The organism is Micromonospora sp. DT229 (assembly GCF_049844505.1).
Taxonomy (GTDB): domain Bacteria; phylum Actinomycetota; class Actinomycetes; order Mycobacteriales; family Micromonosporaceae; genus Micromonospora.
The window spans coordinates 162,348-186,185 of sequence record NZ_JBNCLD010000003.1; the positions used below are offsets into that span (position 1 = coordinate 162,348).

The 23,838-nt window shown below is 70.9% G+C and carries 22 protein-coding genes; 14 read left to right on the top strand and 8 right to left on the bottom strand.

The window, feature by feature from the left end; translation table 11 throughout:
* Positions 1 to 18: 18 nt before the first annotated feature.
* Positions 19 to 1,521 (bottom strand): cell wall anchor protein, encoded by a 1,503-nt coding sequence (locus tag ACLQ2T_RS06235; RefSeq protein ID WP_425765017.1) that lies wholly within the window; start codon positions 1,519 to 1,521, stop codon positions 19 to 21.
* 387 nt (positions 1,522 to 1,908) lie between these two features.
* On the opposite strand from ACLQ2T_RS06235, the gene rsmD reads away from it, so the two are divergent.
* From rsmD to mutM, 8 genes are all read left to right on the top strand, one after another.
* Entirely contained in the window at positions 1,909 to 2,472 is a 564-nt protein-coding gene (gene rsmD / locus ACLQ2T_RS06240; protein ID WP_425765018.1) for a 16S rRNA (guanine(966)-N(2))-methyltransferase RsmD, read from the top strand.
* Entirely contained in the window at positions 2,469 to 2,963 is a 495-nt protein-coding gene (gene coaD / locus ACLQ2T_RS06245; RefSeq protein WP_425765019.1) for a pantetheine-phosphate adenylyltransferase, read from the top strand. The genes rsmD and coaD overlap by 4 nt, the downstream gene beginning before the upstream one ends.
* A 279-nt stretch (positions 2,964 to 3,242) precedes the next feature.
* The gene (locus ACLQ2T_RS06250; protein ID WP_425765020.1) at positions 3,243 to 3,740 is read left to right on the top strand and encodes a hypothetical protein; all 498 of its coding nucleotides are present in this window, start codon (positions 3,243 to 3,245) and stop codon (positions 3,738 to 3,740) included.
* A gap of 254 nt (positions 3,741 to 3,994) precedes the next feature.
* A complete protein-coding gene (locus tag ACLQ2T_RS06255) occupies positions 3,995 to 4,558 on the top strand; it encodes a YceD family protein (protein WP_425765021.1) in 564 nt (187 codons plus the stop codon).
* A 5-nt stretch (positions 4,559 to 4,563) separates the two neighbouring features.
* Positions 4,564 to 4,737, top strand: coding sequence for a 50S ribosomal protein L32 (gene rpmF / locus ACLQ2T_RS06260; protein WP_013732077.1), 174 nt, complete (start codon positions 4,564 to 4,566; stop codon positions 4,735 to 4,737).
* A gap of 128 nt (positions 4,738 to 4,865) precedes the next feature.
* Positions 4,866 to 5,819, top strand: a complete 954-nt coding sequence (locus ACLQ2T_RS06265) for a phosphate acyltransferase PlsX (RefSeq protein ID WP_425765228.1) — start codon at positions 4,866 to 4,868, stop codon at positions 5,817 to 5,819.
* Positions 5,816 to 6,670 (top strand): ribonuclease III, encoded by an 855-nt coding sequence (rnc, locus tag ACLQ2T_RS06270; RefSeq protein ID WP_425765022.1) that lies wholly within the window; start codon positions 5,816 to 5,818, stop codon positions 6,668 to 6,670. The genes ACLQ2T_RS06265 and rnc overlap by 4 nt, the downstream gene beginning before the upstream one ends.
* Positions 6,663 to 7,520 (top strand): bifunctional DNA-formamidopyrimidine glycosylase/DNA-(apurinic or apyrimidinic site) lyase, encoded by an 858-nt coding sequence (mutM, locus tag ACLQ2T_RS06275; RefSeq protein ID WP_425765023.1) that lies wholly within the window; start codon positions 6,663 to 6,665, stop codon positions 7,518 to 7,520. Before rnc ends, mutM begins: the two co-directional genes overlap by 8 nt.
* Positions 7,521 to 7,526: 6 nt before the next feature.
* Here the strand turns inward: mutM and ACLQ2T_RS06280 are convergent, their stop codons facing one another.
* Both ACLQ2T_RS06280 and ACLQ2T_RS06285 read right to left on the bottom strand, forming a co-directional pair.
* Positions 7,527 to 8,357 (bottom strand): endo alpha-1,4 polygalactosaminidase, encoded by an 831-nt coding sequence (locus ACLQ2T_RS06280; RefSeq protein ID WP_425765024.1) that lies wholly within the window; start codon positions 8,355 to 8,357, stop codon positions 7,527 to 7,529.
* 142 nt (positions 8,358 to 8,499) lie between these two features.
* Positions 8,500 to 9,930, bottom strand: a complete 1,431-nt coding sequence (locus tag ACLQ2T_RS06285) for a CAP domain-containing protein (protein ID WP_425765025.1) — start codon at positions 9,928 to 9,930, stop codon at positions 8,500 to 8,502.
* A gap of 356 nt (positions 9,931 to 10,286) precedes the next feature.
* Here ACLQ2T_RS06285 and ACLQ2T_RS06290 point away from each other — a divergent pair, with 356 nt between their 5' ends.
* From ACLQ2T_RS06290 to ACLQ2T_RS06300, 3 genes are all read left to right on the top strand, one after another.
* The gene (locus tag ACLQ2T_RS06290; protein ID WP_013732083.1) at positions 10,287 to 10,481 is read left to right on the top strand and encodes a hypothetical protein; all 195 of its coding nucleotides are present in this window, start codon (positions 10,287 to 10,289) and stop codon (positions 10,479 to 10,481) included.
* A gap of 283 nt (positions 10,482 to 10,764) precedes the next feature.
* Positions 10,765 to 14,379, top strand: coding sequence for a chromosome segregation protein SMC (gene smc / locus ACLQ2T_RS06295; RefSeq protein WP_425765026.1), 3,615 nt, complete (start codon positions 10,765 to 10,767; stop codon positions 14,377 to 14,379).
* Positions 14,379 to 14,999, top strand: coding sequence for an HAD-IA family hydrolase (locus tag ACLQ2T_RS06300; RefSeq protein WP_425765027.1), 621 nt, complete (start codon positions 14,379 to 14,381; stop codon positions 14,997 to 14,999). The genes smc and ACLQ2T_RS06300 overlap by 1 nt, the downstream gene beginning before the upstream one ends.
* A gap of 13 nt (positions 15,000 to 15,012) precedes the next feature.
* Here the strand turns inward: ACLQ2T_RS06300 and ACLQ2T_RS06305 are convergent, their stop codons facing one another.
* From ACLQ2T_RS06305 to ACLQ2T_RS06325, 5 genes are all read right to left on the bottom strand, one after another.
* Entirely contained in the window at positions 15,013 to 15,540 is a 528-nt protein-coding gene (locus tag ACLQ2T_RS06305; RefSeq protein ID WP_425765028.1) for a DinB family protein, read from the bottom strand.
* Positions 15,541 to 15,610: 70 nt separating this feature from the next.
* Positions 15,611 to 16,096 (bottom strand): universal stress protein, encoded by a 486-nt coding sequence (locus ACLQ2T_RS06310; protein ID WP_425765029.1) that lies wholly within the window; start codon positions 16,094 to 16,096, stop codon positions 15,611 to 15,613.
* 5 nt (positions 16,097 to 16,101) lie between these two features.
* Positions 16,102 to 17,700, bottom strand: a complete 1,599-nt coding sequence (locus ACLQ2T_RS06315; RefSeq protein WP_425765030.1) for an MDR family MFS transporter — start codon at positions 17,698 to 17,700, stop codon at positions 16,102 to 16,104.
* A 128-nt stretch (positions 17,701 to 17,828) separates the two neighbouring features.
* Complete coding sequence (locus ACLQ2T_RS06320) at positions 17,829 to 18,293, bottom strand: MarR family winged helix-turn-helix transcriptional regulator (RefSeq protein WP_425765031.1); 465 nt, start codon at positions 18,291 to 18,293, stop codon at positions 17,829 to 17,831.
* A gap of 71 nt (positions 18,294 to 18,364) precedes the next feature.
* On the bottom strand, positions 18,365 to 20,068 hold the full coding sequence (locus ACLQ2T_RS06325) for an alkaline phosphatase D family protein (RefSeq protein WP_425765032.1): 1,704 nt from the start codon (positions 20,066 to 20,068) through the stop codon (positions 18,365 to 18,367).
* Positions 20,069 to 20,219: 151 nt separating this feature from the next.
* Between ACLQ2T_RS06325 and ftsY the strand changes: the two genes are divergently transcribed.
* From ftsY to ACLQ2T_RS06340, 3 genes are all read left to right on the top strand, one after another.
* Positions 20,220 to 21,410, top strand: a complete 1,191-nt coding sequence (ftsY, locus tag ACLQ2T_RS06330) for a signal recognition particle-docking protein FtsY (protein WP_425765033.1) — start codon at positions 20,220 to 20,222, stop codon at positions 21,408 to 21,410.
* Positions 21,411 to 21,434: 24 nt separating this feature from the next.
* Positions 21,435 to 22,280, top strand: coding sequence for an aminoglycoside phosphotransferase family protein (locus ACLQ2T_RS06335; RefSeq protein WP_425765229.1), 846 nt, complete (start codon positions 21,435 to 21,437; stop codon positions 22,278 to 22,280).
* Positions 22,281 to 22,460: 180 nt separating this feature from the next.
* On the top strand, positions 22,461 to 23,825 hold the full coding sequence (locus ACLQ2T_RS06340; RefSeq protein WP_425765034.1) for an ammonium transporter: 1,365 nt from the start codon (positions 22,461 to 22,463) through the stop codon (positions 23,823 to 23,825).
* Positions 23,826 to 23,838 lie beyond the last annotated feature (13 nt).

Genomic DNA, 23,838 nt, shown 5'->3' on the forward strand with positions numbered 1-23,838 from the left:
GGTCCCCTCAGGGTCGGCTCAGGCGGTGAAGTGGATGCGCCGCCGCCGGGCCATGACGAACAGCACCGCCCCCACCGCCAGCAGGGCGATGGCACCCGCGGCGATGCCGCCGGCCGCGATGCCGGTCACCGGCAGGCCGGGGGGTTCCTCGCCGCCACCGCCACCGCCGCACCCCTCGGGGACGTAGACCACCTCAAGCTCCAGGTCCAGCTCCGGCAGGACGACCAACGCCTCCTCGTCGCCGGCCGGGAAGGTGACCGTCTCCGAGGAGCCCGGCTTGACGGTACGGCTCTCGGTCTGGTCGCCGTAGGTGAAGTCGACCTTGACCGGCGGGGCGCCCTCCGGATTCGAGGCGGTCAGCGCGAAGGTCTCGCAGTCGGCCTTCGTGGTGATCGTCGGCAGCGGGCAGTCCTCCGGGCGCTCCCACTCGTAGGTGCCGTTGTCGATCACCTCGCCGTCGACCAGCACCTCGATGGCACCGGCGTGCTCGGCGGGTACCACGGTCTCGTTGTTCGCCTTGCCCGGCGCGACGGTGACCTTCTCGGACCAGCCGTTCTCGCCCCGGACCTCGAACTCGACCGGGTACCTGGAGATGGAACCGTCGTTACTCAGGGAGACGGTGACGGTGCCGTCGCAGGCGGAGGCGAAGGTGGCCGTCGGAGTGGTGCAGTTCTTGTCGCCGCCGTTGTACCAGCCGGGTGGGCCGGCCGAGCGGTTGCCGGGGGCGGCCCGGTCACCGAGCTTCTTGCCGCCGTACCGGGGGCCGTTCTCCACCAGGGGGTCGATGACCTCGTCGACCCCGCCCCAGATCAGGTCGACCTGGGTGTGGCACTCCGGAACCTCGACCTTCAGCTCGATCTCGGTCTGGGTGCCGCCGAGGAAGTCGCTGTCCGGGGTGCCGTAGACGTACTGCGGGGTGGCGAACTGCGGGCGCGGTGCGAAGTACGACACCAGGGTGAAGTACTGCTTGTCGTCGCCGCACAGCGGCAGGTCGCCCGCCAGCTTCACCGTCGCGGTGCCCTTCGGGCCGTTGAAGGTGTGGCTGTACTTGGCCTCGGCGGCGTCGACACACTTCGGGGCCGGAGCGCAGGCCGCGTCGGCGCCGAGTTCGATGCTGCCCTCGTTGGTCCGCTCGCGGTTGTTGTCCCAGCGGCCCTCGATGGTGAGGGTGGCCCTTAGGGTGTCGCCCGGCACCCGCTGCACCGCCTCGACGGCGCCGTTGCGGGGGATGGCCACCCCGGCCAGGTCGACGGCCTCGCTGCCCGGCACGAGCACCTGGACGGGGGTAGCCGGCTCGGCCTTCACCGTCTTGATCGTGGCCGCGGTCCGGCGCTCGCTGTTGACCACCGTCCAGGTGATCACCCGTTCGCCGGTGAGCTGGTCACAGGCGACCGTGCCGGAGATGGTGGTGTGGTGGGCCTGGGCCGCCGGGGCGGCCACCACCGTGGCGCCGGTGGCACCGATGAGGGCGGCTGCCAGGACAGCCAGCGGTCGCCGAAGCGACAGCTTGGGTCGGAACACGCGTACTCCCGGGGTGAAGAAGCGTCAGGGCGGCCAGGGAGGAAAGGACGCCGCAGAGGGTGCCTCCCGGGCCGTTGGTCGGCGTCGATGCGCCGGTACCGCGGCAGACCCTAGCGAGATCGCCGGTATCGATATAGCCCTCAGCCTCCTTTAAGGATGATGTTATGAATATGAGACGATTGATCCACCATGTGTGATGAATCCGGATCGGTCGGTATCGGATGCGATCGATCTGTGCTCCTTTCGGGTGGTGTGGCTCGTTGGGTGGTCTCTCCGCCCGTCGCGTAGCGTCGGCGGCATGAGCGGAAGCAGGCTCGGCGGCAGGCGCAGGTGGGTGCCCGATCTCAGGTGCGAGGTCGGGTTCGACGGCATCCCCGGCAGTGGGCGATGACCCGGATCGTGGCCGGCACCCTGGGTGGCCGGCGGATCGCCGTACCGCCGGGAGTCGGCACCCGACCCACCTCCGATCGGGTACGCGAGGCCGTGTTCAGCTCCGTACAGGCGGAGATCGACCTGGTCGGGGCCCGCTTCGCCGATCTGTACGCGGGCTCGGGGGCGGTCGGCCTGGAGGCGCTGTCCCGGGGGGCGGGGCATGTGCTGCTGGTCGAATCCGACGCCCGGGCGGCCCGGGTGATCAGGGAGAACATGGCGATCCTGCGCGCGGCGCCCGCTGCTCGACTGGTCACCGGGAAGGTCAGCACCGTACTGGCGGCCGGCCCGGACGGCGAGCCGTACGACGTGGTCTTCGCCGATCCGCCGTACTCCCTGTCGGCCGAGGGGGTGCGGGCGATGCTCACCGCCCTGGTCGAGGGTGGGTGGCTGGCTCCGGAGGCCATGGTGGTGGTGGAGCGGTCGACCCGCAGTGGACCGGTCGACTGGGTGGAGGGAGTCACTGGTCAGCGCAGTCGTCGGTACGGCGAGACCACCATTTGGTACGGTCGCCGATCATGAGACGTGCGGTGTGCCCCGGCTCGTTCGATCCGGTCACCAATGGTCACCTCGACATCATCGGCCGAGCCAGTCGGCTGTTCGACGAGGTGATCGTCGGCGTTCTGATCAACCAGTCAAAGACCGGACTGTTCACCATCGAGGAGCGGATAGCCATGCTCCGCGAGGTGACCGCCTCCTATGACAATGTCCGGGTGGAGTCCTTCCGGGGGCTGCTGGTGGACTTCTGCCGCGCGCAGGGGGCGAGCGTCCTGATCAAGGGCCTCCGGGCGGTCAGTGACTTCGACTACGAACTCCAGATGGCCCAGATGAACATCGGCCTGGCGGGTGTCGAGACGTTGTTCATGCCCACGAACCCCCTCTACTCCTTCCTCTCCTCCAGCCTCGTCAAGGACGTGGCCAAGTGGGGCGGCGACGTCACCCCCCACGTCCCCGACCTGGTACGCGAAGCCCTCAAATCCCGCCTGACGAACCCCCCACCCCCCACCCCCTAACCCCCGCTCCCTCCCTCCCCACCCGCGCCCCCGCCCCGCCTCGCCCGTCGATCTTGCAGTTTTGGTCGCTACTTTGTCCGCTTGTGCGGCTTATGCGGGGACGAAAAGTGCAAGATCGACGGGCGAGGTGGGGTGGGGGTGGGGGTGGGAGGGCGACTCGCCGGGGGTGGGGGTGTGGCGGTGGGTGGGGTGCGGGACGACATCATTGGGTGAGGCGGGAGACTGGCCTTAGCCCGCATGATGTAGGTCGGCCTGACCAACGACAGGAGTGAGGTGCCGGTGGACCCGCTCGACCGCATCGAGGAACTGATTGCCATGGTGGAGCAGGCGCGCTCCGTCCCGATGTCGCGCAACAACTGCATGGTCGATCGGGGCGAGATGATCGCTGCTCTCGACGAGTTGCGTGTCGAGCTTCCGGCTGACCTGCGCCGTGCCGCTGCCCTCCTGGAGGAGCGCGACAAGATCATGGACGCCGGCAAGCGGGAGGCCGACCGGATCATCAGCGAAGGTGAGGCGGAACACGCCCGCCTGGTCTCGGTGAACGAGATCACCGTCTCCGCCGAGCACGAGGGCGCCCGGATCATCGCCGAGGCCCGGGCCGAGGCCCAGCGCCTCCGCGAGGAGGTCGACGACTACGTCGACACCGCGCTGGCCAACTTCGAGCAGTTCCTCACCCGGGCGTTGGCCTCGATCGAGCGCGGGCGGGACAAGATGCACGCGCTGCGGGAGATCGGCACCTTCGGTGGTGAGGAGACGGAACGGCCGCTACCGTTCTGAGCGGCCCGACCGCATCGGTGCCGCGATCTTCCAGCTGCGCCGACCAGAGCCGGCGACAATCCGGAAACCGGTGACCGACCGGGAACCGGCAGCCGACCGGAGTCCGGCGGCCGTCCGGGAACCGGTGACCGATCGGAGCTGGTCTGCCACCCGCATCCGCCCCGCCGCCAGCGGTGGGGCCGCCCCCGGTTCGACGTTCGAGTGCCTGTCCAGGTAACCTCGCTTGTCGGCCTCTCACCGGCCGGAGTCTGACTATGCCCAAACACTCGCCTTCTTCACTCGACCCCAGGTCGCCGCTGGTCCTCGACACGAGGGAGCTGCCGCGCCGACCTGGTGCGTTGCGTACCGTCGAACGGGTGGTTCAGGCACCGTCGGACCTCGGCGTTGAGTTGATCGGCGTGCCGGAAGGCGCGGACCTCGAACTCGATCTGCGGATGGAGTCGGTGTCCGAGGGCGTACTCGTGTCGGGGACCGTCAGCGGTTCGATCCGGGGCGAGTGCGGTCGGTGCCTACGCGAGATCGACGACTCGGTGACGGTGACCATCCAGGAGCTGTACGCGTACGAGAACAGCACCACGGACGCCACCACCGAAGAGGACGAAGTCGGTCGATTGCAGGGTGACCTGATCGACCTGGAACCGGCGCTGCGGGACGCGGTGGTGCTCGCACTGCCGACCAACCCGCTCTGCCGTCAGGACTGCCCGGGCCTGTGCCCCGACTGTGGGGTGCACTGGGACGATCTGCCGGCGGACCACAGCCACCAGCAGGTCGACCCGCGTTGGGCGGGCCTGTCGCAACTGACCCGTACAGAGGAGTAAGAACCGTGGCCGTCCCCAAGCGCAAGATGTCGCGCAGCAACACCCGGTCCCGCCGGGCGAACTGGAAGGCCGCGGCGGTCGCGACCGTGGCCTGCCCGCAGTGCAAGTCCCCCAAGCTGCCGCACGCCGCCTGCTCCGTCTGCGGCACCTACAACGGCCGCCAGGTTCTCGAGGTCTGACCGGACGCCGCGTGACGTCTCCGACCGCGAGTCGGGCGACACGCACGCCCCGGCGATCGCCCGCTGCTCCCGCCGACGCCGGCCGGCTCTCACCGGCCGGCGTCGTCACGGAGCCGGGTACCGCACGGATCGCCGTTGACCTCCTCGGCGGGGACGACGCTCCCGACGTGGTGGTGGACGGCGCTCTACGGGCGGTGCGCGCCGACCCCGACCTGCACCTTCTCCTCGTCGGCCCGACCAAGGCAGCCGGCGTGCTGGTGAATGCGCTGAACCCGGCCGAACGGGCCCGGGTGACGCTCCGGCCAGCGCGTACCGCCGTCGACATGGCCGACGATCTCACCACGGCCCGCGCCGACACCACCGTCCGGGCGGCCGTCGCCGCGGTCCGCACCGGTCAGGCCGACGCGGTGGTCTCCGCCGGCTCGACCGGCGCCACCGTCGCCGCCGCCGCGCTCGGCCTGGGTCGCTGGCCGGACACCCGGCGGCCGGCGCTGGTCGCCACCCTGCCCGGCACCTCCGGACCGGTCGTACTGCTCGATGTCGGCGGGTCGATGGAGTCGGGCCCGGCGACCCTGACCCGGCACGCCGTGCTCGGCGCCGCGTACGCCGCCATCACCCACGACCTCGCCGCCCCCCGGGTGGGACTGCTCTCGGTGGGCACCGAACCCGGCAAGGGCGACCGTTCCCGCCGGCTGGCCGAGCCGCTCCTGCGCGCCGTGGAACTGCCCGGTGACGCCCGGTACGTGGGCCTGGTGGAGGGGTACGACGTCTGCCTCGGCACGCGCGCCGATGTGGTGGTCACCGACGGGTTCACCGGTAACGTGCTGCTCAAGGCGATCGAGGGCGCGTACGCCATGGCTGGGGGGCCACCTCCCGACGGGGGCGCGCCTCGGGCGGCCGCGCTGCTCGGGGTGGCCGGCACCGTGGTGGTCTGTCACGGCGCCGCTCGCCCGGCCGACATCGCTTCCGGCATCGCACTGGCCGCCCACCTGTGGCGGCGAGCCGCCTCCGACCGGGTCGCCGCGCTGCTCGCCGCCGACCGCATCGATCGCACGACCGACACCGAGGTACGCACATCATGAGCAATGACAATCGACGGCGCCCCTCCATCGGCCACCTTGAGGCAGCCTTCGGCGTGTCACTGGACCCGGACCTGCTGGAGCGGGCCCTGACCCACCGCTCGTACGCGTACGAGAACGGTGGCCTGCCGACCAACGAACGGCTGGAGTTCCTCGGCGACTCGGTACTCGGGGTGGTGATCACCTCCGCCCTCTTCCACAACCACCCGGACCTGCCCGAAGGACAGTTGGCCAAGTTGCGGGCCAGCGTGGTCAACATGCGGGCCCTGGCCGATGTGGCCCGCGACCTGGGCCCGGACGGGCTCGGCCCGTACCTGCTGCTGGGCAAGGGGGAGGAGACCACCGGGGGTCGGGACAAGGCGAGCATCCTCGCCGACACCCTGGAGGCCCTGCTCGGCGCGATCTACCTCCAGTACGGGCTGGACACCGCCGCCATGGTCATCCACCGGCTGTTCGACCCGCTGATGGCGGAGTCGGCCGGCCGGGGTGCCGCGTTGGACTGGAAGACCAGCCTCCAGGAGTTGACCGCCGCGCTGGGTCTCGGTGTGCCGGAGTACCGGATCGAGGGCGCCGGACCGGATCACCTGAAGACCTTCACCGCCTGGGTGGTGGTCGCCGGTAACCGGTACGGCGGCGCCGACGGGCGCAGCAAGAAGGAGGCCGAGCAGCGGGCCGCCGAGTCGGCCTGGCGGACCCTGACCGCGCAGGCCGAGGCCGAGGCCGAAGCTGACCGGGCTGATTCCGCGACGGACGAGCCCGCCGTCGCCGGGGTGGCCGCCGACCCGGTCGCGGTCGGCGACGGACGGGTCGGGGCGGACACCGGCCGGCCCGAGGTGCAGGCGCCCCGTGCCTGAACTGCCCGAGGTGGAGACCGTCCGCCAGGGACTGGCCCGCTGGGTCACCGGCCGACGGATCGACTCGGTCGAGGTACGCCATCCGCGTGCGGTACGCCGCCATCTGGCCGGGGGTGTCCACTTCGCCGACGTGCTGGCCGGGCGGACCGTGCTGGACGTGTGCCGGCGCGGCAAGTATCTCTGGCTGCCGTTGGACAGCGGGGACGCGGTGATCGGGCACCTGGGCATGTCCGGGCAGTTGCTGCTGCAACCGGCTGCCGCCCCGGACGAGACCCACCTGCGGGTCCGGTTCCGGTTCACCGACGACGGCCCGGAGCTGCGTTTCGTCGACCAGCGTACGTTCGGCGGGCTGTCGGTCAGCGAGGGTGGCGCGGTCCTGCCCTCGGAGATCGCCCACATCGCCCGGGACCCCATGGATCCGCAGTTCTCCGACCCGGACTTCGTCACCGCGCTGCGTCGTCGGCGTACCGAGGTCAAACGCGCCCTGCTCGACCAGACCCTGATCTCCGGGGTGGGTAACATCTACGCCGACGAGGCGCTGTGGCGGGCCGGGCTGCACGGCACCCGGCCGACCGACGCCCTGACCGGCCCGGCGGTGCGGCGGCTGCTCGGCCACGTACGCGAGGTCCTGGGTGAGGCGATCGTCGCGGGCGGCACCAGCTTCGACGCGCTGTACGTCAACGTCAACGGGGAGAGTGGCTACTTCGACCGGGCCCTGAACGTCTACGGCCGCCAGGGGCAGCCCTGCCGGCGCTGCGGCGCCCCGATCCGTCGGGAGGCCTTCATGAACCGGTCGTCGTACAGCTGCCCCCGCTGCCAGCCCCGCCCCCGCGCCACCCTGCGGGGCTGACCCGGATCACGGTGCGGGGCAGGGCAGCCGCCAGGCGTCCAGGGTGCGGTTCTTCCGGATGGAGGCGAATCCGTACCCGACGCTTGTGACACAGAAGTCCGTCAGGGTGCCGGCGTACTCGACGTGGAAGACCGGCTTGCCGGCGTCGACGAAGGGCAGTAGCTTCGCGCACCGCTTGAGTCGTACGCATTCCTCGTCGACCGCGAAGTCGAAGTCCGGCTCCAGCGCGGCGACCTGCCCCAGGTTGCCCAGCAGGCCGGGGGAGAGATCCAGCGAACGGGCCAACCCCGCGACCCGGCGATTGAACTGCAACTGGTCGTCGAACTCCAGCGGGAAGCCGGGGGAGCGGGCGTAGCCGTCGGCGTCGGCCAGCAGCACCGCGCCGAAGCCCTTGCCCCGGCAGAGCCGGAACCGGTCGGCCAGCACCGGCCGCAGGGCCTCCCATCGGCGTACGTCCAGCCAACTGCGCCCGGTGCGGGCGGCGGTCGCGCCGCGGACCTGGGGTGGGAACCGGGTCGCGTCCGGGTCCTGCGGATGCACCGAGCCGACATGCACCTGACAGACCAACCGGCGGTCCAGGGCCCGCAGCTCACCGGTCTGCGCCGAGGTGGTGGCGACCGGATCGAGGACGAACACGTCCGCCTCGACCGTCAGGTCCAGCGCGCCGTCGAGCTGCCACTGCCACCGCCACAGCCGGGCCGAGGCGGCCGGCCAACTGGTCGGCGCCCCGGGTGGGGTGAGATCCGGCCGGCAGGCGGCCAGCGACACCAGCACCGTGAGGGCCAGGGCGGCGGGCAGTACCCCGCGTACCGGTCGCCCGCCCAGCCCGATCCGCATCGCCAGCTCCGCAGGTAGCGCCGACGGCGTCCTGCCGCCCGAGCCGGTACGCCGGCCCGGCGTACCTCACCCGGTAGAACGAGCACAGACCCGACAAGGACTCGCGGCTGTGAGCGACGCGGCGCCGATCCGCCGCGCCGACTCAGCGGGGTTTGGCGAAGACCTGGGTCCAGTACGGTCCGTTGCTGCTGGCCACACCCACCCCGATCTCGGTGAAGGTGCAGTTGAGGATGTTCGCCCGGTGTCCGGGGCTGTTCATCCAGGCCTGCATCACCGCGGCGGGCGACTGCTGGTTCCAGGCCACGTTCTCGCCGTAGGTCTGCCAGACGTACCCGACCCGGTCGATCCGCTGGCCCGGGTCGCTGCCGTCGCTGCCGGTGTGCGACATGTTCCGATTGTCGGCCTGGTCCTGGCTGTGTCGCTGGGCCGCCGTCATCAGCTTGTCGTCGATGCTCAGCGCGCCGCAGCCGGCCTTGGCCCGTTCCTCGTTGACCAGTTCGACGACCTGGGTGGTCTGGGCGGTGGCGGACCCGACCGGGGCGGGTGGGGTGGTGACCGTGGCACCTCGGCTGGGGTTGCCCCGACGTTCGGCGGCCTGCTGGGAGGGAGTGCTGCTGCTGCGTGCGGGGGTGGTGGGGCTCGGCCTGGCGGTGCGGCTGGGCTTCGGGGAGGGGGTGGCGCTGGGCGAGAGGCTGGGGCTGGGGCTCGGAGAAGCGAGCGGATCCAGGGTGTCGACCGGCTCCTCCGGCTCCGCCAGAGCGGGTCCAGTGGCCACCGGACGATCCTCGGCCGTGGTGCCGGTCGGCGCCTTCTCCCCAGGCAGGGCGAGAGCCGCGACCCCGATGCTCACCACCAGGGTGGCCGCCGCGGCGGCACCGCCGAGCACCAGGGGACGCGACCGGCGGCGGTGCGCGGGTCGGGGCTCGGCCTCGGTCATCTGCGTACCGATCTCGGCCGGCTGGGCACCGGCCTCCGCCGGCCGAGTGTCGGCCCGGTGCGGCTGAGCCGGGTCCGGCTGAGTGCCGGAGTACCGCCAACTGTCGGCGTACCCCTGGTCCGGCTGCCAACCGGCCTGGTCGTACCGCCCGGCCTGGTACGGCTCAGGGGCGATGTACGGCTCGGGGACGGTGTACGGCTCCGGGGTGGTGTACCCGTCGGGGGCGGCGTGTCGGGCGGGCTGGGGCGGGGTGTCGGCCCAACCGCCGATCTGGGTGGTCGGCTCCTCGACCCGCCAGCCGCCGTCGTGGTTGCTCGGCGCGGTGCTGCCGTACGGCCCCTCGGTCGCCGGCCAGGCCGTGTCCCGGTAATGCCGGCCGTGATCGGCACCGTGTTCGTGATCGTGACCCTGGGAGTGGGTGGGCTCGGCGGACCAGTGTGGGCTCTGCCACTGTTCGGTGGGCTGGTGGTGGTCCCACCGGTCGGAAGGACTGTCGGGTTCGTCACCGAAGAGGTACGAGGAGCGCGGTGCCGGGCGGTCGGTCAGCCAGGCCGGGTCGTCGTTCGGTGGCTCGGATCGCCGGGTGCCGTCCGGGTCGAGGGGGTCGTTCCAGCCGTGCACGCCTGTCGCCTCCACGGGTCGATTACGGGCCGGGGTGACGCTACGTGCTCGCTTTGAACAGCAGCAACGTGGCTAAGGAAGAGTTAAGGGGACCCTGTACATCCAGGTGAGGTATTCCGGCGAATCGGTGCGTAGAGTTGGGTTGTCCGGACAGAGTGTGTCCGCGCCGTGTGGCAGCCTCCCATGATGGGTCTGGTCGACGCAGAGATGATCTACGGCCTGCGTGAACTTGACGAAACGGGGCTGTCGGCTCAATATGGAGGTGTCGCCAGTCGCGCCCGGCCGTGCCCAGATTCCGTGGGAATGGTAGTCGCGTACACCAAGGGCGCGCGTTGGCCGGCCTCTCCGGCAGCGCAATTCAAGGAGTCAACATGGCGAAGGCCCTCTTCGGCCACGTAGGTGCGGCGCCCGACCGGCGCCTGCTCGACGAGGTCACCCGACTGCGTGCCAGGGTTCAGTCACTGGAGTTCGAGATCACGCGGCTGCGTGCCGAGAATGATCGGCTCGCAGCGGCTGCGGCGGAGGCGGATGATCTTCTTCGTCTCGCCGAACCCGCACTCACCTGATCCATCTGGCCGCCACAACCGAATAGCACCACCGCACAAAAAGCGCGCCGACACGAAGTGCCGGCGCGCAATTCTGTGCCCGACTGATCCGTCCGTAACTGATCGACTCGGTGTGTGAATGATCGAACTGGTTGTCCGACGAGGGTGAATTGCCGACGGCGGTGACATCACCACCGGGTGGGTCGCATCGCACCGTCCGTCCGGTGCCGGGTTAGTCTGCGGGTTTACCAGGGTCCGCGCAGCCGGGCGACGGTACGGCGGCCACCGGACGAGGATCGAGAAGGTGCATCTCAAGAGCCTGACGGTGAAGGGCTTCAAGTCCTTCGCCTCCGCGACGACGCTGAAGCTGGAGCCCGGGATCACCTGCGTGGTGGGCCCGAACGGCTCCGGCAAGTCCAACGTCGTCGACGCCATCGCCTGGGTGCTCGGCGAGCAGGGGGCGAAGGCGCTGCGGGGCGGCAAGATGGAGGACGTCATCTTCGCCGGCACCGCCGGTCGGGCCCCCCTGGGCCGTGCCGAGGTGACCCTGACCATCGACAACACCGACGGTGCCCTGCCGATCGAGTACACCGAGGTCTCCATCACCCGCCGGATGTTCCGCTCCGGCGAGAGCGAGTACGAGATCAACGGCGATACCTGCCGCCTGCTCGACATCCAGGAGCTGCTCTCCGACTCCGGCATCGGCCGGGAGATGCACATCATCGTCGGGCAGGGCCGACTCGACGGGATGCTGCACGCCAAGCCGGAGGACCGGCGGTCGTTCATCGAGGAGGCGGCCGGGGTCCTCAAGCATCGCAAGCGCAAGGAGAAGGCCCTGCGCAAGTTGGACGCGATGCAGACCAACCTGAACCGGCTCACCGACCTCACCGCCGAGCTGCGCCGTCAACTCAAGCCGCTGGGTCGCCAGGCCGAGGTGGCCCGTCGGGCCGCGGTGATCCAGGCCAGTCTGCGCGACGCCCGCCTGCGGCTGCTCGCCGACGACCTCGCCACCCTGCGTACCACCCTGGACAGGGAGATCGCCGACGAGACCGCGCTGCGGCACCGGCGCGAGGAGGTGGAGGCCGAGCACACCGAGGTGCAGGGCCGCCTCGGTGAGCTGGAGGAGGCCCTGGCCGCGGACGCACCGCTGCTGGCCGCCGCCCAGGACACCTGGTACAAGCTCTCCGCCTTGCAGGAACGGTTCCGCTCGATCGAGCAGCTCGCCGTGGAACGGCTGCGGCACCTCAGCGCCACCCCGGACGACGAGCGGCCCGGCCGGGACCCGGACCAGTTGGAGGCCGAGGCCGAGCGGGTCCGGGAGCAGGAGGAGGAACTGCGCGCGGCGCTCACCGACGATCAGGTGCGCCTGGCCGAGGCGGTGGAACACCGTCAGGAACTGGAACGGCAACTCGCCGCGGCCGAGCGGGAACTGGTCGCCGCCGCGAAGGCGATCGCCGACCGGCGTGAAGGACTGGCCCGGCTGACCGGCCAGGTCAACTCGGCCAGGGCCCGGACCACCAGCGCCGGTGAGGAGATCGAGCGGCTGGCCGCCGCCCACGCCGACGCCATGGCCCGGGCCGAGCGGGCCCAGGCCGACCTGGACGCCGTGGCGGAGCAGTCCACCGAGGCCGACCGCGACAACGCCGACCTGGACGCCCGGCACGCCGAGGCGGTCACCGTCCAGGAGCAGGCGCAGGCGACCGCCCGTTCGCTGTCGGACGCCGAACGGGCGGCGGAGAAGGACGCCGCCACCTGGAAGGCCCGCGAGGAGGCCCTGGCCCTGGGCCTGCGTCGCAAGGACGGTGCTGGTGCCCTGCTGGCCCGTGCCGACCAGGTACCCGGGCTGCTGGGCAGCCTGGCCGGCCTGCTCACCGTCGCCCCCGGTCACGAGGCGGCCCTCGCCGCCGCCCTCGGCGGGTTGGCCGACGCGGTAGCGGTCAGCGGGGTGGACGAGGCGGTCGAGGCGATGCGGCTGCTCAAGATCTCCGACGCCGGACGTGCCGGGCTGCTGGTCGGCAGTCCGGCCGGGCCGGGGATGTCCGGTTCCGCCGACGCGCTGCGCCCCAAGCTGCCCGACCGCGCGCAGTGGGCCCCCGACCTGGTCGAGTGCGACACCCGGATCCGTCCGGCGGTGCACCGGGCGCTGCGTGACGTGGTGCTGGTCGACGATCTCGCCGCCGCGGCGGAGGTGGTCGCCGCCAACCCCGAGCTGCGGGCGGTCACCCGCGAAGGAGACGTCGTCGGGGCGTACGCGGCGGCCGGCGGCTCGGCGAAGGCCCCCAGCTACATCGAGGTGCAGGCGGCCGTCGAGGAGGCCCGGGCAAACCGGCTCGCCGCCGAGGGCACCAGCGCGCAACTGCGGGAACAACTGGTCGAGGCCCGGGCGGCCGTGGCCGAGGCCAAGGAGCGGGTGCAGCACGCCGCCGCGGTGAAACGGGAGGCGGAGAGCCACCGCAACGCCGCCGCCCGCCGGCTGGCCGAGTTGGGTGCCGCCGCCCGGTCCGCCAAGGCCGAGACCGACCGGCTGGGCGAATCGCGGGCCCGAGCCGAGGCGGCCCGGGAGCGGGACCTGACCGCCCTGGCCGAGTTGGAGGAGCGGCTGCGCCTGGCCGAGGTCACCCCGATCGACGCGGAACCGTCCACGGAGGAACGCGACCAGCTCGCGGCGATGGTGCCGCAGGCCCGGCAGAACGAGATGGAGGTACGGCTCGCGGTGCGTACCGCCGAGGAGCGGGTGTCCTCCATCGCCGGGCGGGCCGACTCGCTGCGCCGGCAGGCCGCCGCCGAACGGGCCGCCCGGGAACGGGCCGCGGCGCGGCGGGCGGCGCGGGTCCGTGGGGCAGGCATCGCCCGGGCCGTGGCCGGTGGAGCCCGGGAGGCGTTGACCCGGCTGGCCACCAGCATCGCCCGGGCGGAGGAGCACCGCGACGCGGTGGCCCGGGCACGGGCCACCCGCGAGGCGGAACTTCAGGAGGTGCGGGCCGCCGCGAAACGACTCGGCGCGGAACTGGAGCGGTTGACCAGCCAGGTGCACCGCGACGAGGTCGCTCGTGCTGAGCAGCGGCTGCGCATCGAGCAGTTGGAGGCCAAGGCCGCCGAGGACTTCGGGCTGACCGTGGAGACCCTGATCGCCGAGTACGGCCCGAGCCAGCCGGTGCCGCCCACCGAAGCCGAGGTGGTCGCCGCCGAACGCGACGGCCTGCCGGTGCCCGAACCGGTCCGCTACGAGCGCCCGGTGCAGGAGAAGCGGGCCGCCAAGGCCGAACGCGAACTGGCCCTGCTGGGCAAGGTCAACCCCCTGGCGTTGGAGGAGTTCGCCGCGCTGGAGGAGCGCTACAAGTTCCTCTCCGAGCAGTTGGAGGACCTCAAGGCGACCCGACGCGACCTGCTCACCGTGGTCAAGGATGTCGACGACCGGATCCTGGAGGTCTTCGCCAGCGCCTTCGCCGACACCGCCCGGGAGTTCGAGCAGGTCTTCACCGTGCTGTTCCCCGGCGGGGAGGGACGGCTGGTGCTCACCGACCCGGACGACCTGTTGACCACCGGGGTCGAGGTCGAGGCCCGCCCGCCCGGCAAGAAGATCAAGCGGCTGTCGCTGCTCTCCGGTGGCGAGCGGTCGCTGACCGCGGTGGCGATGCTGGTGGCCATCTTCCGGGCCCGGCCCAGCCCGTTCTACATCATGGACGAGGTCGAGGCGGCGCTCGACGACGTGAACCTGGGTAGGCTGATCACCCTGCTCGCCCAGTTGCGGGAGAAGAGCCAGCTCATCGTCATCACCCACCAGAAACGGACCATGGAGATCGCCGACGCCCTGTACGGCGTGACCATGCGGGGCGGGGTGACCCAGGTGATCAGCCAACGGCTCAACCGGGCCGACGGAGACGACGAGCGGCAGGGCCGCAGCGAGGAGAACGGTTAGTGGCTCGGGAACGCGCGACAGCGCTGTTGGTGGACTTCGACGGCGTACTGCGGCGTTGGGACCCGGCGGTCGCCGCCGGGGTGGAGCGGGAGTACGGCCTCACCGAGGGCGTGCTCGGGGAGATCGCCACCTCCTGGGGGCTGCTCCAGCCGGTGCTCACCGGCCGGCTCAGCCACGCCGAGTGGATGTCGAGCGTCGCCGACGCGCTGACTCCGTCGGTGGGCGACCCGAGCCGAGCCCGGGCCGCCGTGGAGCAGTGGCAGCGCTACCGAGGTGAGGTCGACCCGCAGGTGCTGGCGTTCATCCGCGAGGTGCGGGCCGCCGGCATCCGGGTCGGGTTGGGCACCAACGCCACCGACCTGCTCGACGCCGACCTGGCCGCGCTGGACCTCACCGACGAACTCGACGTGGTGGTCAACTCCTCGGTCATCGGCGTCCACAAACCGGCCAAGGAGTACTTCCAGGCGGCCTGTGTGGCGCTGGAGACCCCGCCGGACCGGGTGCTCTTCGTCGACGACGAGGACCGGGCGATCAACGGGGCCCGGGTGGCCGGGCTGTCGGCGTACCGCTGGAACGGGCCGGAGGATCTGCGCTACCTGCGGGCCGCACTGTCCTACTGATCCGCGCGGGCGGTCATTCGCCGGTCACCCCGTCGAGACCTTCGCGGATGAGGTCGGCGTGTCCGTTGTGCCGGGCGTACTCCTCGATCATGTGGAGGTAGACCCAGCGCAGGCTGATCTCTTCGGTGCCGGTGCGGCGCTTGACGGTGCAGACCTCGTCCAGGTCACGGCCGGCGACGGCCGCGTCGGCGGCGGTGATCTCGGCGCGGAACGCCGCGAAGTCGGCCTCGGGGTCGGCGGTGTCCACGGTGTTGAACTCGGCATCCGGGTCGGCGTCGAAGTCGTACAACTCGGGCAGGTCCTCGGCGGCGAAACACTGCCGGAACCACCACCGCTCGACGACTGTCATGTGTCGCACCAGGCCGAGCAGGGTGAGGGTGGACGGTGACATGCTCGCCGTCGTCAGTTGTTCCCCGGTCAGCCCGGCGCATTTGAGCAGCAGGGTGTCCCGGTGATAGTTGAGCCAGCCCTCCAGCATGGTGCGCTCGTCGGCGCGGTAGGGCTCGCTGCGGCGTTCGATGGGCGGTGCGGTCCATGTCATGCCGGTCATCGTGCGGCACCGGTACGACAGTGGCGAGCGAATTTCGGCTCCGACGTCACGGGCTTCTCCGTCAGGGCACGACGACGACCGGCCAGCGGCCGGTGCGGACCAGGCGGGTGGCGACCGAACCGACCAGGCGATGCCCGGCCTGCTCGGAGGCACCCACCACGACCGCGTCCGCCTGGGTCTCGTCGGCCGCGGCGCAGAGTTCGGCGTACGCGTCGCCGCGCCGACACAGGAAGGTCACCGGTACGCCCAGTTCCTCGGCGCTGCGCCGGCACTCCTGACGCAGGTCCTCGGCCAGTTCGTCATGGCTCTGCTGCACCGCCTCCGCTACGAGGTCGGACAGGACCGCGTAGGCGGTCGGCGAGCTGACGAAGACCACCACCAGGCGGGCGCCCTGTCGACGGGCCAGCCCGGCGGCGTACGAGGCGGCACGCAGCGAGGTCCGGGTGCCGTCCACCCCGACCAGCACGACCCGTGGCCCGTCGGTGCCCCGCTCAAAGGGCACCGGCCGGGCCTGCGGGCCGTACTGCTGACGATCGGCGGTGTTCATCGGGGTCAGTCCCGGGCTCCGGTGCGGATCCCCGCGGCGCCCTCGGTCGACTCCTGCTCGTCGGCGATCGGACCGCCGGTGTGCCGCAGCAGTGGCACCTCCTTGATGAACAGGATGGCGATCAGCGCGATCAGTCCGAAGGGTGCGGCCGCCAGGAAGATGTCCCCGGCCGCGTGCCCGTAGGCGGACTCCACCACGACCCGGATGGGTGCGGGCAGGGTGTTCATGTCCGGCAGGGTCCCACCGCCTGCACCCGAGGTCGGCAGGCCGAGCGCGGCCAGCCCGTCGCTGAGGTAGCGGGCCACGTTGTTGCCGAGCAGGGCGCCCAGGGCGCTGACCCCGACCGCACCGCCCAGGCTGCGGAAGAAGGCCACCACGGAGCTGGCCGTACCGAGTTCGTGCGGGTCGACCGTGTTCTGCACGGCGAGCACCAGGTTCTGCATGGTCATGCCCACACCCACCCCGACCAGCGCCATGTAGATGCTGAGCAGCCAGTACGGGGTGTCCGACCGCAGGGTGCCCATCAGGGCGAAGCCGACGGTCAGCAGGGCCGCGCCGGTGACCAGGTACCGCTTCCACCGACCGGTGGTGGTGATGAGCCGGCCGACCACGGTGGAGGAGACCAGCAGGCCGAGGATCATCGGCAGGGTCATCAACCCGGACATGGTGGGGGTGGCCCCACGGCTGATCTGGAAGTACTGGCCGAGGAAGACCGAGGCGCCGAACATGCCCACACCGACGGCGATGCTGGCCACCACCGAGAGGGTCAGGGTGCGGTTGCGGAACAGGCGGGGCGGGATCAGCGGCTCGCTGACCCGGGTCTCGACCCGGATGGCGGCGGCACCGAGCAGGAGCGCACCGGGCACCATCACCGCGGTCTGCCAGGAGAGCCAGTCGTACCGGTTGCCGGCCAGGGACACCCAGATCAGCAGCAGCGACACCGCGCCGGTGATCAGGGTGGCACCCCACCAGTCGATCTCCACCTTGCGGCGCACCACCGGCAGGTTGAGGGTCTTCTGGAGTACGACCAGGGCGGCCAGGGCGAACGGCACCCCGACGTAGAAGCACCAGCGCCAGCCGAGCCAGGGGGTGTCGACGATCACGCCGCCGATCAGCGGGCCGCCGATGGTGCCGACGGCCATCACCGAACCCAGGTAGCCGCTGTACCGGCCCCGCTCCCGCGGCGAGATCATGGTCGCGATGATCACCTGCACCAGTGCGGTCAGACCACCGGCACCGATGCCCTGGACCACCCGGCAGGCGATCAGTTGTCCGGTGGACTGCGAGAGCCCGGCCAGGACGGAACCGAGTACGAAGATCGCCAGGGAGGCCTGCACCAGCACCTTCTTGCTGATCAGGTCGGCGAGCTTGCCCCACAGCGGGGTGGTCGCGGTGGTCGCCAGCAGGGTGGAGGTGACCACCCAGGTGTACGCGGACTGGCTGCCGTTGAGATCGGTGATGATCCTCGGCAGGGCGTTGCCGACGACCGTGCCGGACAGGATCGCGACGAACATGCCCAGCAGCAGGCCGGAGAGGGCCTCCAGGATCTGCCGGTGGCTCATCTGCACGGTGCTCGCTCGGGCGGGCGCGCTCGCCTGAGTCATGAGAAGGCCTCCAGATGGAGTGGAAATTGTTGCTGCGGGCAACCGTACGACTTGGTTGCCTAAAGCAACAACTTGCGCCGGGCCCAGGACTATTCCGCCCGCTGGCGGCCTCTTCGGCGGTGCGAGGATCAGCCCCAGGCGTCGTTGAACCGGCGGATCAGCCGGGCGAACTCCTCGACGTCCTGTTGCGGCCAGCTCTGTAGCGCTCGCCGGATCTGTCCCAGTCGGGGCGCCCGGGCGGCGTCGAAGCGGCGCTGGCCTTCCTCGGTCAGGCTGAGCTGGGCGGCCCGCCGGTCACCGGGATCCGGATCCCGTCGTACCAGGCCGAGGAGTTCCAGGTTGTGGATCTGCCGGCTGAGGGTGCCCTTGCCGACCCCCAGCCGGGCGGCCAGGTCGGTGAGCCGGATCGCGCCGGAGCGACGCAACCAGAGCAGCAGCCCGTACGCGTTCGGCTCCAGATTCGGGTGCACCTCGCTGGCGATCTCCCAGGAGAGGGCCCTGGCCCGCCGGAGCAGGGCGGCCAGCTCGTCCCCCACCTCGCGCAGGCTCTCCGGCAGATCCTCGTCCACGCTCACCGGCAGATCTTCGTCCACGGCGACGAGACTACGGAGCCGGGGTGACGGTCTGCTGGCCGCCCCGCAGCACAGCGTCAACCGGGGGCCTCTCAGGGGGTCAGGCGGTGGTGGGCCACCTGGCGCAGGTGGCCGTCGTTGGTGGTGCCCTCGATGATCACGTCGGCGGTGCGCTTGGCGTGCGTCAGGGTGGCCACCGCGTTGCCGAAGTACGGGCCGGCCAGCTTGCGCCAGCGCACCTGCGGCCGGGGCACCCCGGCGGTACGGGCCAGTGCCCGGGTGGCCGAGGCCGGTCCCCGGGCCCAGCCCAGCCGCATCAGTGGACGCATCCCGGCCGGCACCTGGTTGTGGATCGGTGAGCAGGTCAACTGGTGCACCGGGGTGCGTACGGTCGAATCGGCGAACCGGACCCGGGCCACGTACGAGTGGTGCACATCACCGGAGAGCACGTTGATCGATGCCGGGGGCGGGTACGCCGGACCGGCCCCCTTGCGGTCGTCCGGCTCACCCGGGGTGCCGCCACCGACCCGGGCGAACAGGGCACCCATGGCGTCGAACGAGCGGCGGAAGGCACCCCAGTGCTCCAGATCCAGCCCGCGACGGAGCCGCTCGGACAGGGCGGCGAGCCAGGGGCGGGACGAGTCGGCCAGCTTCTCGTTCCACGCCTCGACGTGGTGGATGCCCGGCGGCATCAGCCAGGGCAGCGAGGATCCGACCACCAGGTGGTCGTAGTCACCGTGCACCCGGTCGACGAACCAGGCCCATTCCCCGGACGGCAGCATCGCCCGTTGGCCCGGCAGCAGCACCCGGCTGCACCGGGTGTCCAGCATGACCAGGCGGGTACGCCCCAGATCCAGGGAGTAGCTCCACTGGTACTGCACCGCGTGCCACCGCTCCGGATCGTGCGCCAGGTCGGCCTCGGTGTCCACCCGCTGACCGAACTCGCGCAGCACCTCGGTGGCGTCCCCGGCCGTGGTCACCTTGGCGTAGACCGGGTCGGCCGCGATCTCGTCCGGGGACAGGTTGCCCAGGTGCTGATACACCCAGTAGGTGGCCAGGCCACTGGCGATCCGCTCGGCCCACCAGGGCTGCTCGCGCATGTCTGCGCGCCAGGAGGCCGAGGTGTTCCAGTCGTCGATGATCTCGTGATCGTCGAAGATCATCACGTTCGGCACGGTGGAGAACAGCCAGCGGATCTCCGGGTCTCCCCAGGACTCCAGGTAGAGCTTGGTGTATTCGTCGAAGCTGACCACCTGGTCGCTGGGGGCCTTCGCCGGGCGGCGTCGCCGTCGCCTGAGCAGTCGCTTCACCGTCGGTGAGGTCTCGTCGGCGTAGACCTGGTCGCCGAGGAGCACCAGCAGGTCCGGTAGGGCCGCCGGGTCCGGGTCGGCCAGGATCCGCCGGGCGTACGCGTCCAGGGCGTCCGGGGGCAGTTTGCGGGTGGTGGCGTGCTGGGTGGTCTCCCGGCAGGAGCCGAAGAGTAGTCGTACCGGCTGGTCCCGGTCGTCGGCGGCCCGGGTACGGATCACACTGGGCGGGAAACGCCCCTTGGGCAGCGGCCAGACCACCTGGTCGTCGAGGAACACCTCGTAGGTGGTGGCGCTGTCCGGGATCAGCCCCTCGACCACCACCAGGGCGTAGTGATGGTCGTACGCGGTGAAGGTGTGCGCCGTGCCGGTGGCGCCGGCGGCCGTGCGGACGGTGACCACCGCCGGGGCCGTGGTCTCCACCCAGATCGTGGCCCGCGTACCGACGACCCGGCGCAGCAGTGGGCCGATGAGCAGCTCGGCGGGCATGAGGAACCTCCAGATGAGAGTGGTTCAACCTCTACTACCCGATCAGCGGCCATACCAGTGCTGACTGTGGTGCGAGACTATCGCCGTCGACGTGCCGGGGTGGGGGAGCGGTGGCTGAGACGCGGTCGCCGCCATCTGACAGGATTTCGGCATGACGGAATACCACCTCATCGCTCTGGCCCTGCTCGGTGTGCTGATCCTCGGCGGCATCGGGTTGGTCGTGCCGAGGCTGCGCCGTCGGCCGGCACCGCCGCTGCCGCGTACCGAGGTCGACACGCGGGCGGAGGAGGAACTGGCCGGTCCGCCGGTGGAGGCCCCGGAGGCCGAGTTGTCCACCGGGATTCTGGTCGAGCCGCCGCCGGTGGTGGAGGCGCCGGCCCCGACCGTCGAGGTGCCCGAGCCGACCGCCGGTCGGCTGGTTCGGCTGCGGTCCCGCCTGTCCCGTTCGCAGAACGCCTTCGGCAAGGGGCTGCTCGGCCTGCTCAGCCGTGACCGCCTGGACGAGGACGTCTGGGAGGAGATCGAGGACAGCCTGATCACCGCCGACGTGGGGATCGACGCCACCCGCGAGATCGTCGACCGGCTGCGGGAGCGGACCCGGGTGCTCGGCACCCGTTCGACCGCCGAACTGCGCGCCCTGCTCGCCGCCGAGCTGGTCAACGCGCTCGACCCGGAGCTGGACCGCTCGCTGCGCACCACACCCAAGGAAGGGGTGCCGGCGGTGCTGCTGGTGGTCGGGGTCAACGGTGCCGGCAAGACCACCACCTGCGGCAAGATCGCCCGGGTGCTCATCGCCGACGGCCGCACCGTGCTGCTCGGGGCAGCGGACACCTTCCGGGCCGCCGCCGCCGACCAGTTGGAGACCTGGGCCGGACGGGTCGGGGCGGAGACCGTCCGGGGCCCGGAGGGCGCCGACCCGGCCAGTGTCGCCTTCGACGCGGTCCGCCGCGGCATCGACACCGGGGTGGACACCGTGCTCGTGGACACCGCCGGCCGGTTGCAGAACAAGGTCGGCCTGATGGACGAGCTGGGCAAGGTCAAGCGGGTGGTGGAGAAGCACGGCCCGATCGACGAGACCCTGCTCGTCCTCGACGCCACCACCGGGCAGAACGGTCTGGAGCAGGCCCGGGTCTTCACCGGGGTGGTCAATGTCACCGGGGTGGTGCTCACCAAGCTCGACGGCACCGCCAAGGGCGGCATCGTGATCGCCGTACAGCGCAAGCTGGGCATCCCGGTGAAGCTGGTCGGCCTGGGCGAGGGTCCGGACGACCTGGCCCCGTTCGACCCCGTGCAGTTCGTCGACGCCTTGCTGGGCACCGAAGCCCCCGGGCCGACCGCGTAACCTCGGGTGACCAGAGACAATCGCGTGTACGCGGGTTGGCGTGACCCGAGCCACCCGTCGCAGCGCCTCGGGAGACCGTACGTGACTTCGCAGGAGATCCCCCTGCACGGCGGGAACGTCAGCACCGTGGTGCGGGTCGGCGACACGGTCCGGCGTAACGCCGGACCGTGGACCCCGGCGGTGCACGCCCTGCTGCGTCACCTGGAGTACGTCGGGTTCACCGGCGCCCCCCGGGCCCTCGGCATGGACGAGCGCAACCGGGAGGTGCTGTCGTACCTGGAAGGGGAGTGCGGGGAGTACCCGCTGGCCCCGCACTGGGTCACCGACGAGGCACTGGTCACCGTGGCCACCATGCTGCGGATGTTCCACGACGCCCAGTACGGTTTCGTGCCGCCGGCCAACGCGGTGTGGCGCTCCTTCGGGCCGCCACCCCCGGACACCGAGGTGATCTGTCACCACGACGCCGCGCCGCACAACGTGATCTGGCGGCCGGACGGCACCCTGGGGCTGATCGACTTCGATCTGGCCTCCCCGGGCGCCCGGATCTACGACGTGGCGTACGCGGCCTGGACCTGGGTGCCGATCTTCTCCGACCGGGACTCGATCACCCTGGGCTGGAAGCGTCCGGACCGGCCGCGCCGGTTGCGGTTGTTCGCCGACGCGTACGGGTTGATTCCGCGGGACCGGCACCGGCTGATCCGTACCATCCGCAAGCGGATCGTCGACCACGTGGAGGGCATCCGGCGGATGGCCGCGGCCGGGGAGCCGGCCTTCGTGCGGATCGTGCACAAGGGTCACCTGCGTCGGCCGATGCGTGATCTTCGACTGCTCGATTACGAGCGTCATGCCCTGGAGTACGCCCTGCGGTAAACCGTCAGGGGGATAGACCGGCACCAAATGGCTGATTGACCACCGTCGAAGCGCTGAGGTGTGCGGTTTTCTTCACACGTACGAAACAAGCCGTCACGGTCCGGAAACCAGCCGGGGACCTTCGTCGAAACAGCCGGCGACCAGGCTTCCGGCCAACCGGCGTACGGGCGATGCTGCGCGATGCCGGGAAGGAGGGAAAACAACCCGAGAGGAGGCAGCGTGCCGGAGCTAGATTCTGGTGCCACCGCCTGGATTTTGACTTCTGCCGCGCTGGTGTTGCTCATGACGCCCGGCCTGGCTTTGTTCTACGGCGGCATGACGCGATCCAAGTCCGTGCTCAACATGATGATGATGAGCTTCGGCGCGATCGGCCTGGTCAGCCTGTTGTGGGTGTTCTACGGCTACAGCATCGCCTTCAGTGGGGACATCGGCGGGATCACTGGTGATCTTTCCGCCGCCGGTCTGCGCGGCATGCTGGAGAGCGGCACCGAGGGCGGCATCCCCGACCTGCTGTTCGCCGGTTTCCAGCTGATGTTCGCGGTGATCACCGTCGCCCTGATCAGCGGCGCGATCGCCGACCGGGCCAAGTTCGGCCCGTGGCTGCTCTTCGCCGGCCTGTGGGCCACCCTGGTCTACTTCCCGGTCGCGCACTGGGTCTGGGGCGGTGGCTGGATCGGCGAGCTGGGCGTGCTCGACTTCGCCGGTGGCACGGCGGTGCACATCAACGCCGGTGCCGCGGCGCTCGCCCTGGCGCTCGTACTCGGCAAGCGGGTCGGCTGGCCGAAGGACAAGTTCAAGCCGCACAACCTGCCCATGGTGCTGCTCGGCGCGGCGCTGCTGTGGTTCGGCTGGTTCGGCTTCAACGCCGGCTCCGCCGGTGCGGCCGACGGCGCCGCCGCCGTCTCGCTGATCAACACCCAGGTCGCCACGGCCGCCGCGGTGCTCGGCTGGATCGTGGTCGAGTGGCTGCGTGACGGCAAGCCGACCACCCTGGGTGCGGCCTCCGGTGCGATCGCCGGTCTGGTCGGCATCACCCCCGCCTGTGCGTTCCTGGAGCCGCTGGGCGCCATCGCCCTCGGCGTGATCGCCGGTGCGGTCTGTGCCCTCGCGGTCGGCATGAAGTACAAGTTCAAGTACGACGACTCCCTCGACGTGGTCGCCGTGCACATGGTCGGCGGCATCATCGGCTCGCTGCTCATCGGCTTCCTCGCCATCGAGGTGCTGGCCGGTGACGGCAACGCGGGTCTGCTCTACGGCGGCGGCATCAAGCTGCTGGGTCTGCAGGCGGTCGGCGTCGTCGCGGTGCTGGTCTACTCCTTCGTGGTCGCGTACATCATCGGTCTCGTGATCGAGAAGACCATCGGCTTCCGGGTCAGCGCCGAGGCCGAGGTCGAGGGCATCGACAACGCCGAGCACGCCGAGAGCGCGTACGAGTTCAGCTCCACGAGTGGTGGTGGCGGGGCCTTCGCCGCCGCGGGTATTGCTCCGTCGGCCAAGCCGAAGGGTGAGCCCACCGAAGCGGTAAGCGAAAAGGTCGCCGGCTAACGTTCGTGAGATG

Excerpts from the sequence above, each read along its gene's own strand:
- rsmD (WP_425765018.1), top strand. The coding sequence starts at position 1,909 with ATGACCCGGATCGTGGCCGGCACCCTGGGTGGCCGGCGGATCGCCGTA.
- coaD (WP_425765019.1), top strand. The coding sequence starts at position 2,469 with ATGAGACGTGCGGTGTGCCCCGGCTCGTTCGATCCGGTCACCAATGGT.
- ACLQ2T_RS06255 (WP_425765021.1), top strand. The coding sequence starts at position 3,995 with ATGCCCAAACACTCGCCTTCTTCACTCGACCCCAGGTCGCCGCTGGTC.
- rnc (WP_425765022.1), top strand. The coding sequence starts at position 5,816 with ATGAGCAATGACAATCGACGGCGCCCCTCCATCGGCCACCTTGAGGCA.
- ACLQ2T_RS06280 (WP_425765024.1), bottom strand. The coding sequence starts at position 8,357 with ATGCGGATCGGGCTGGGCGGGCGACCGGTACGCGGGGTACTGCCCGCC.
- ACLQ2T_RS06290 (WP_013732083.1), top strand. The coding sequence starts at position 10,287 with ATGGCGAAGGCCCTCTTCGGCCACGTAGGTGCGGCGCCCGACCGGCGC.
- ACLQ2T_RS06305 (WP_425765028.1), bottom strand. The coding sequence starts at position 15,540 with ATGACATGGACCGCACCGCCCATCGAACGCCGCAGCGAGCCCTACCGC.
- ACLQ2T_RS06310 (WP_425765029.1), bottom strand. The coding sequence starts at position 16,096 with ATGAACACCGCCGATCGTCAGCAGTACGGCCCGCAGGCCCGGCCGGTG.
- ACLQ2T_RS06315 (WP_425765030.1), bottom strand. The coding sequence starts at position 17,700 with ATGACTCAGGCGAGCGCGCCCGCCCGAGCGAGCACCGTGCAGATGAGC.
- ACLQ2T_RS06325 (WP_425765032.1), bottom strand. The coding sequence starts at position 20,068 with ATGCCCGCCGAGCTGCTCATCGGCCCACTGCTGCGCCGGGTCGTCGGT.
- ftsY (WP_425765033.1), top strand. The coding sequence starts at position 20,220 with ATGACGGAATACCACCTCATCGCTCTGGCCCTGCTCGGTGTGCTGATC.
- ACLQ2T_RS06340 (WP_425765034.1), top strand. The coding sequence starts at position 22,461 with ATGCCGGGAAGGAGGGAAAACAACCCGAGAGGAGGCAGCGTGCCGGAG.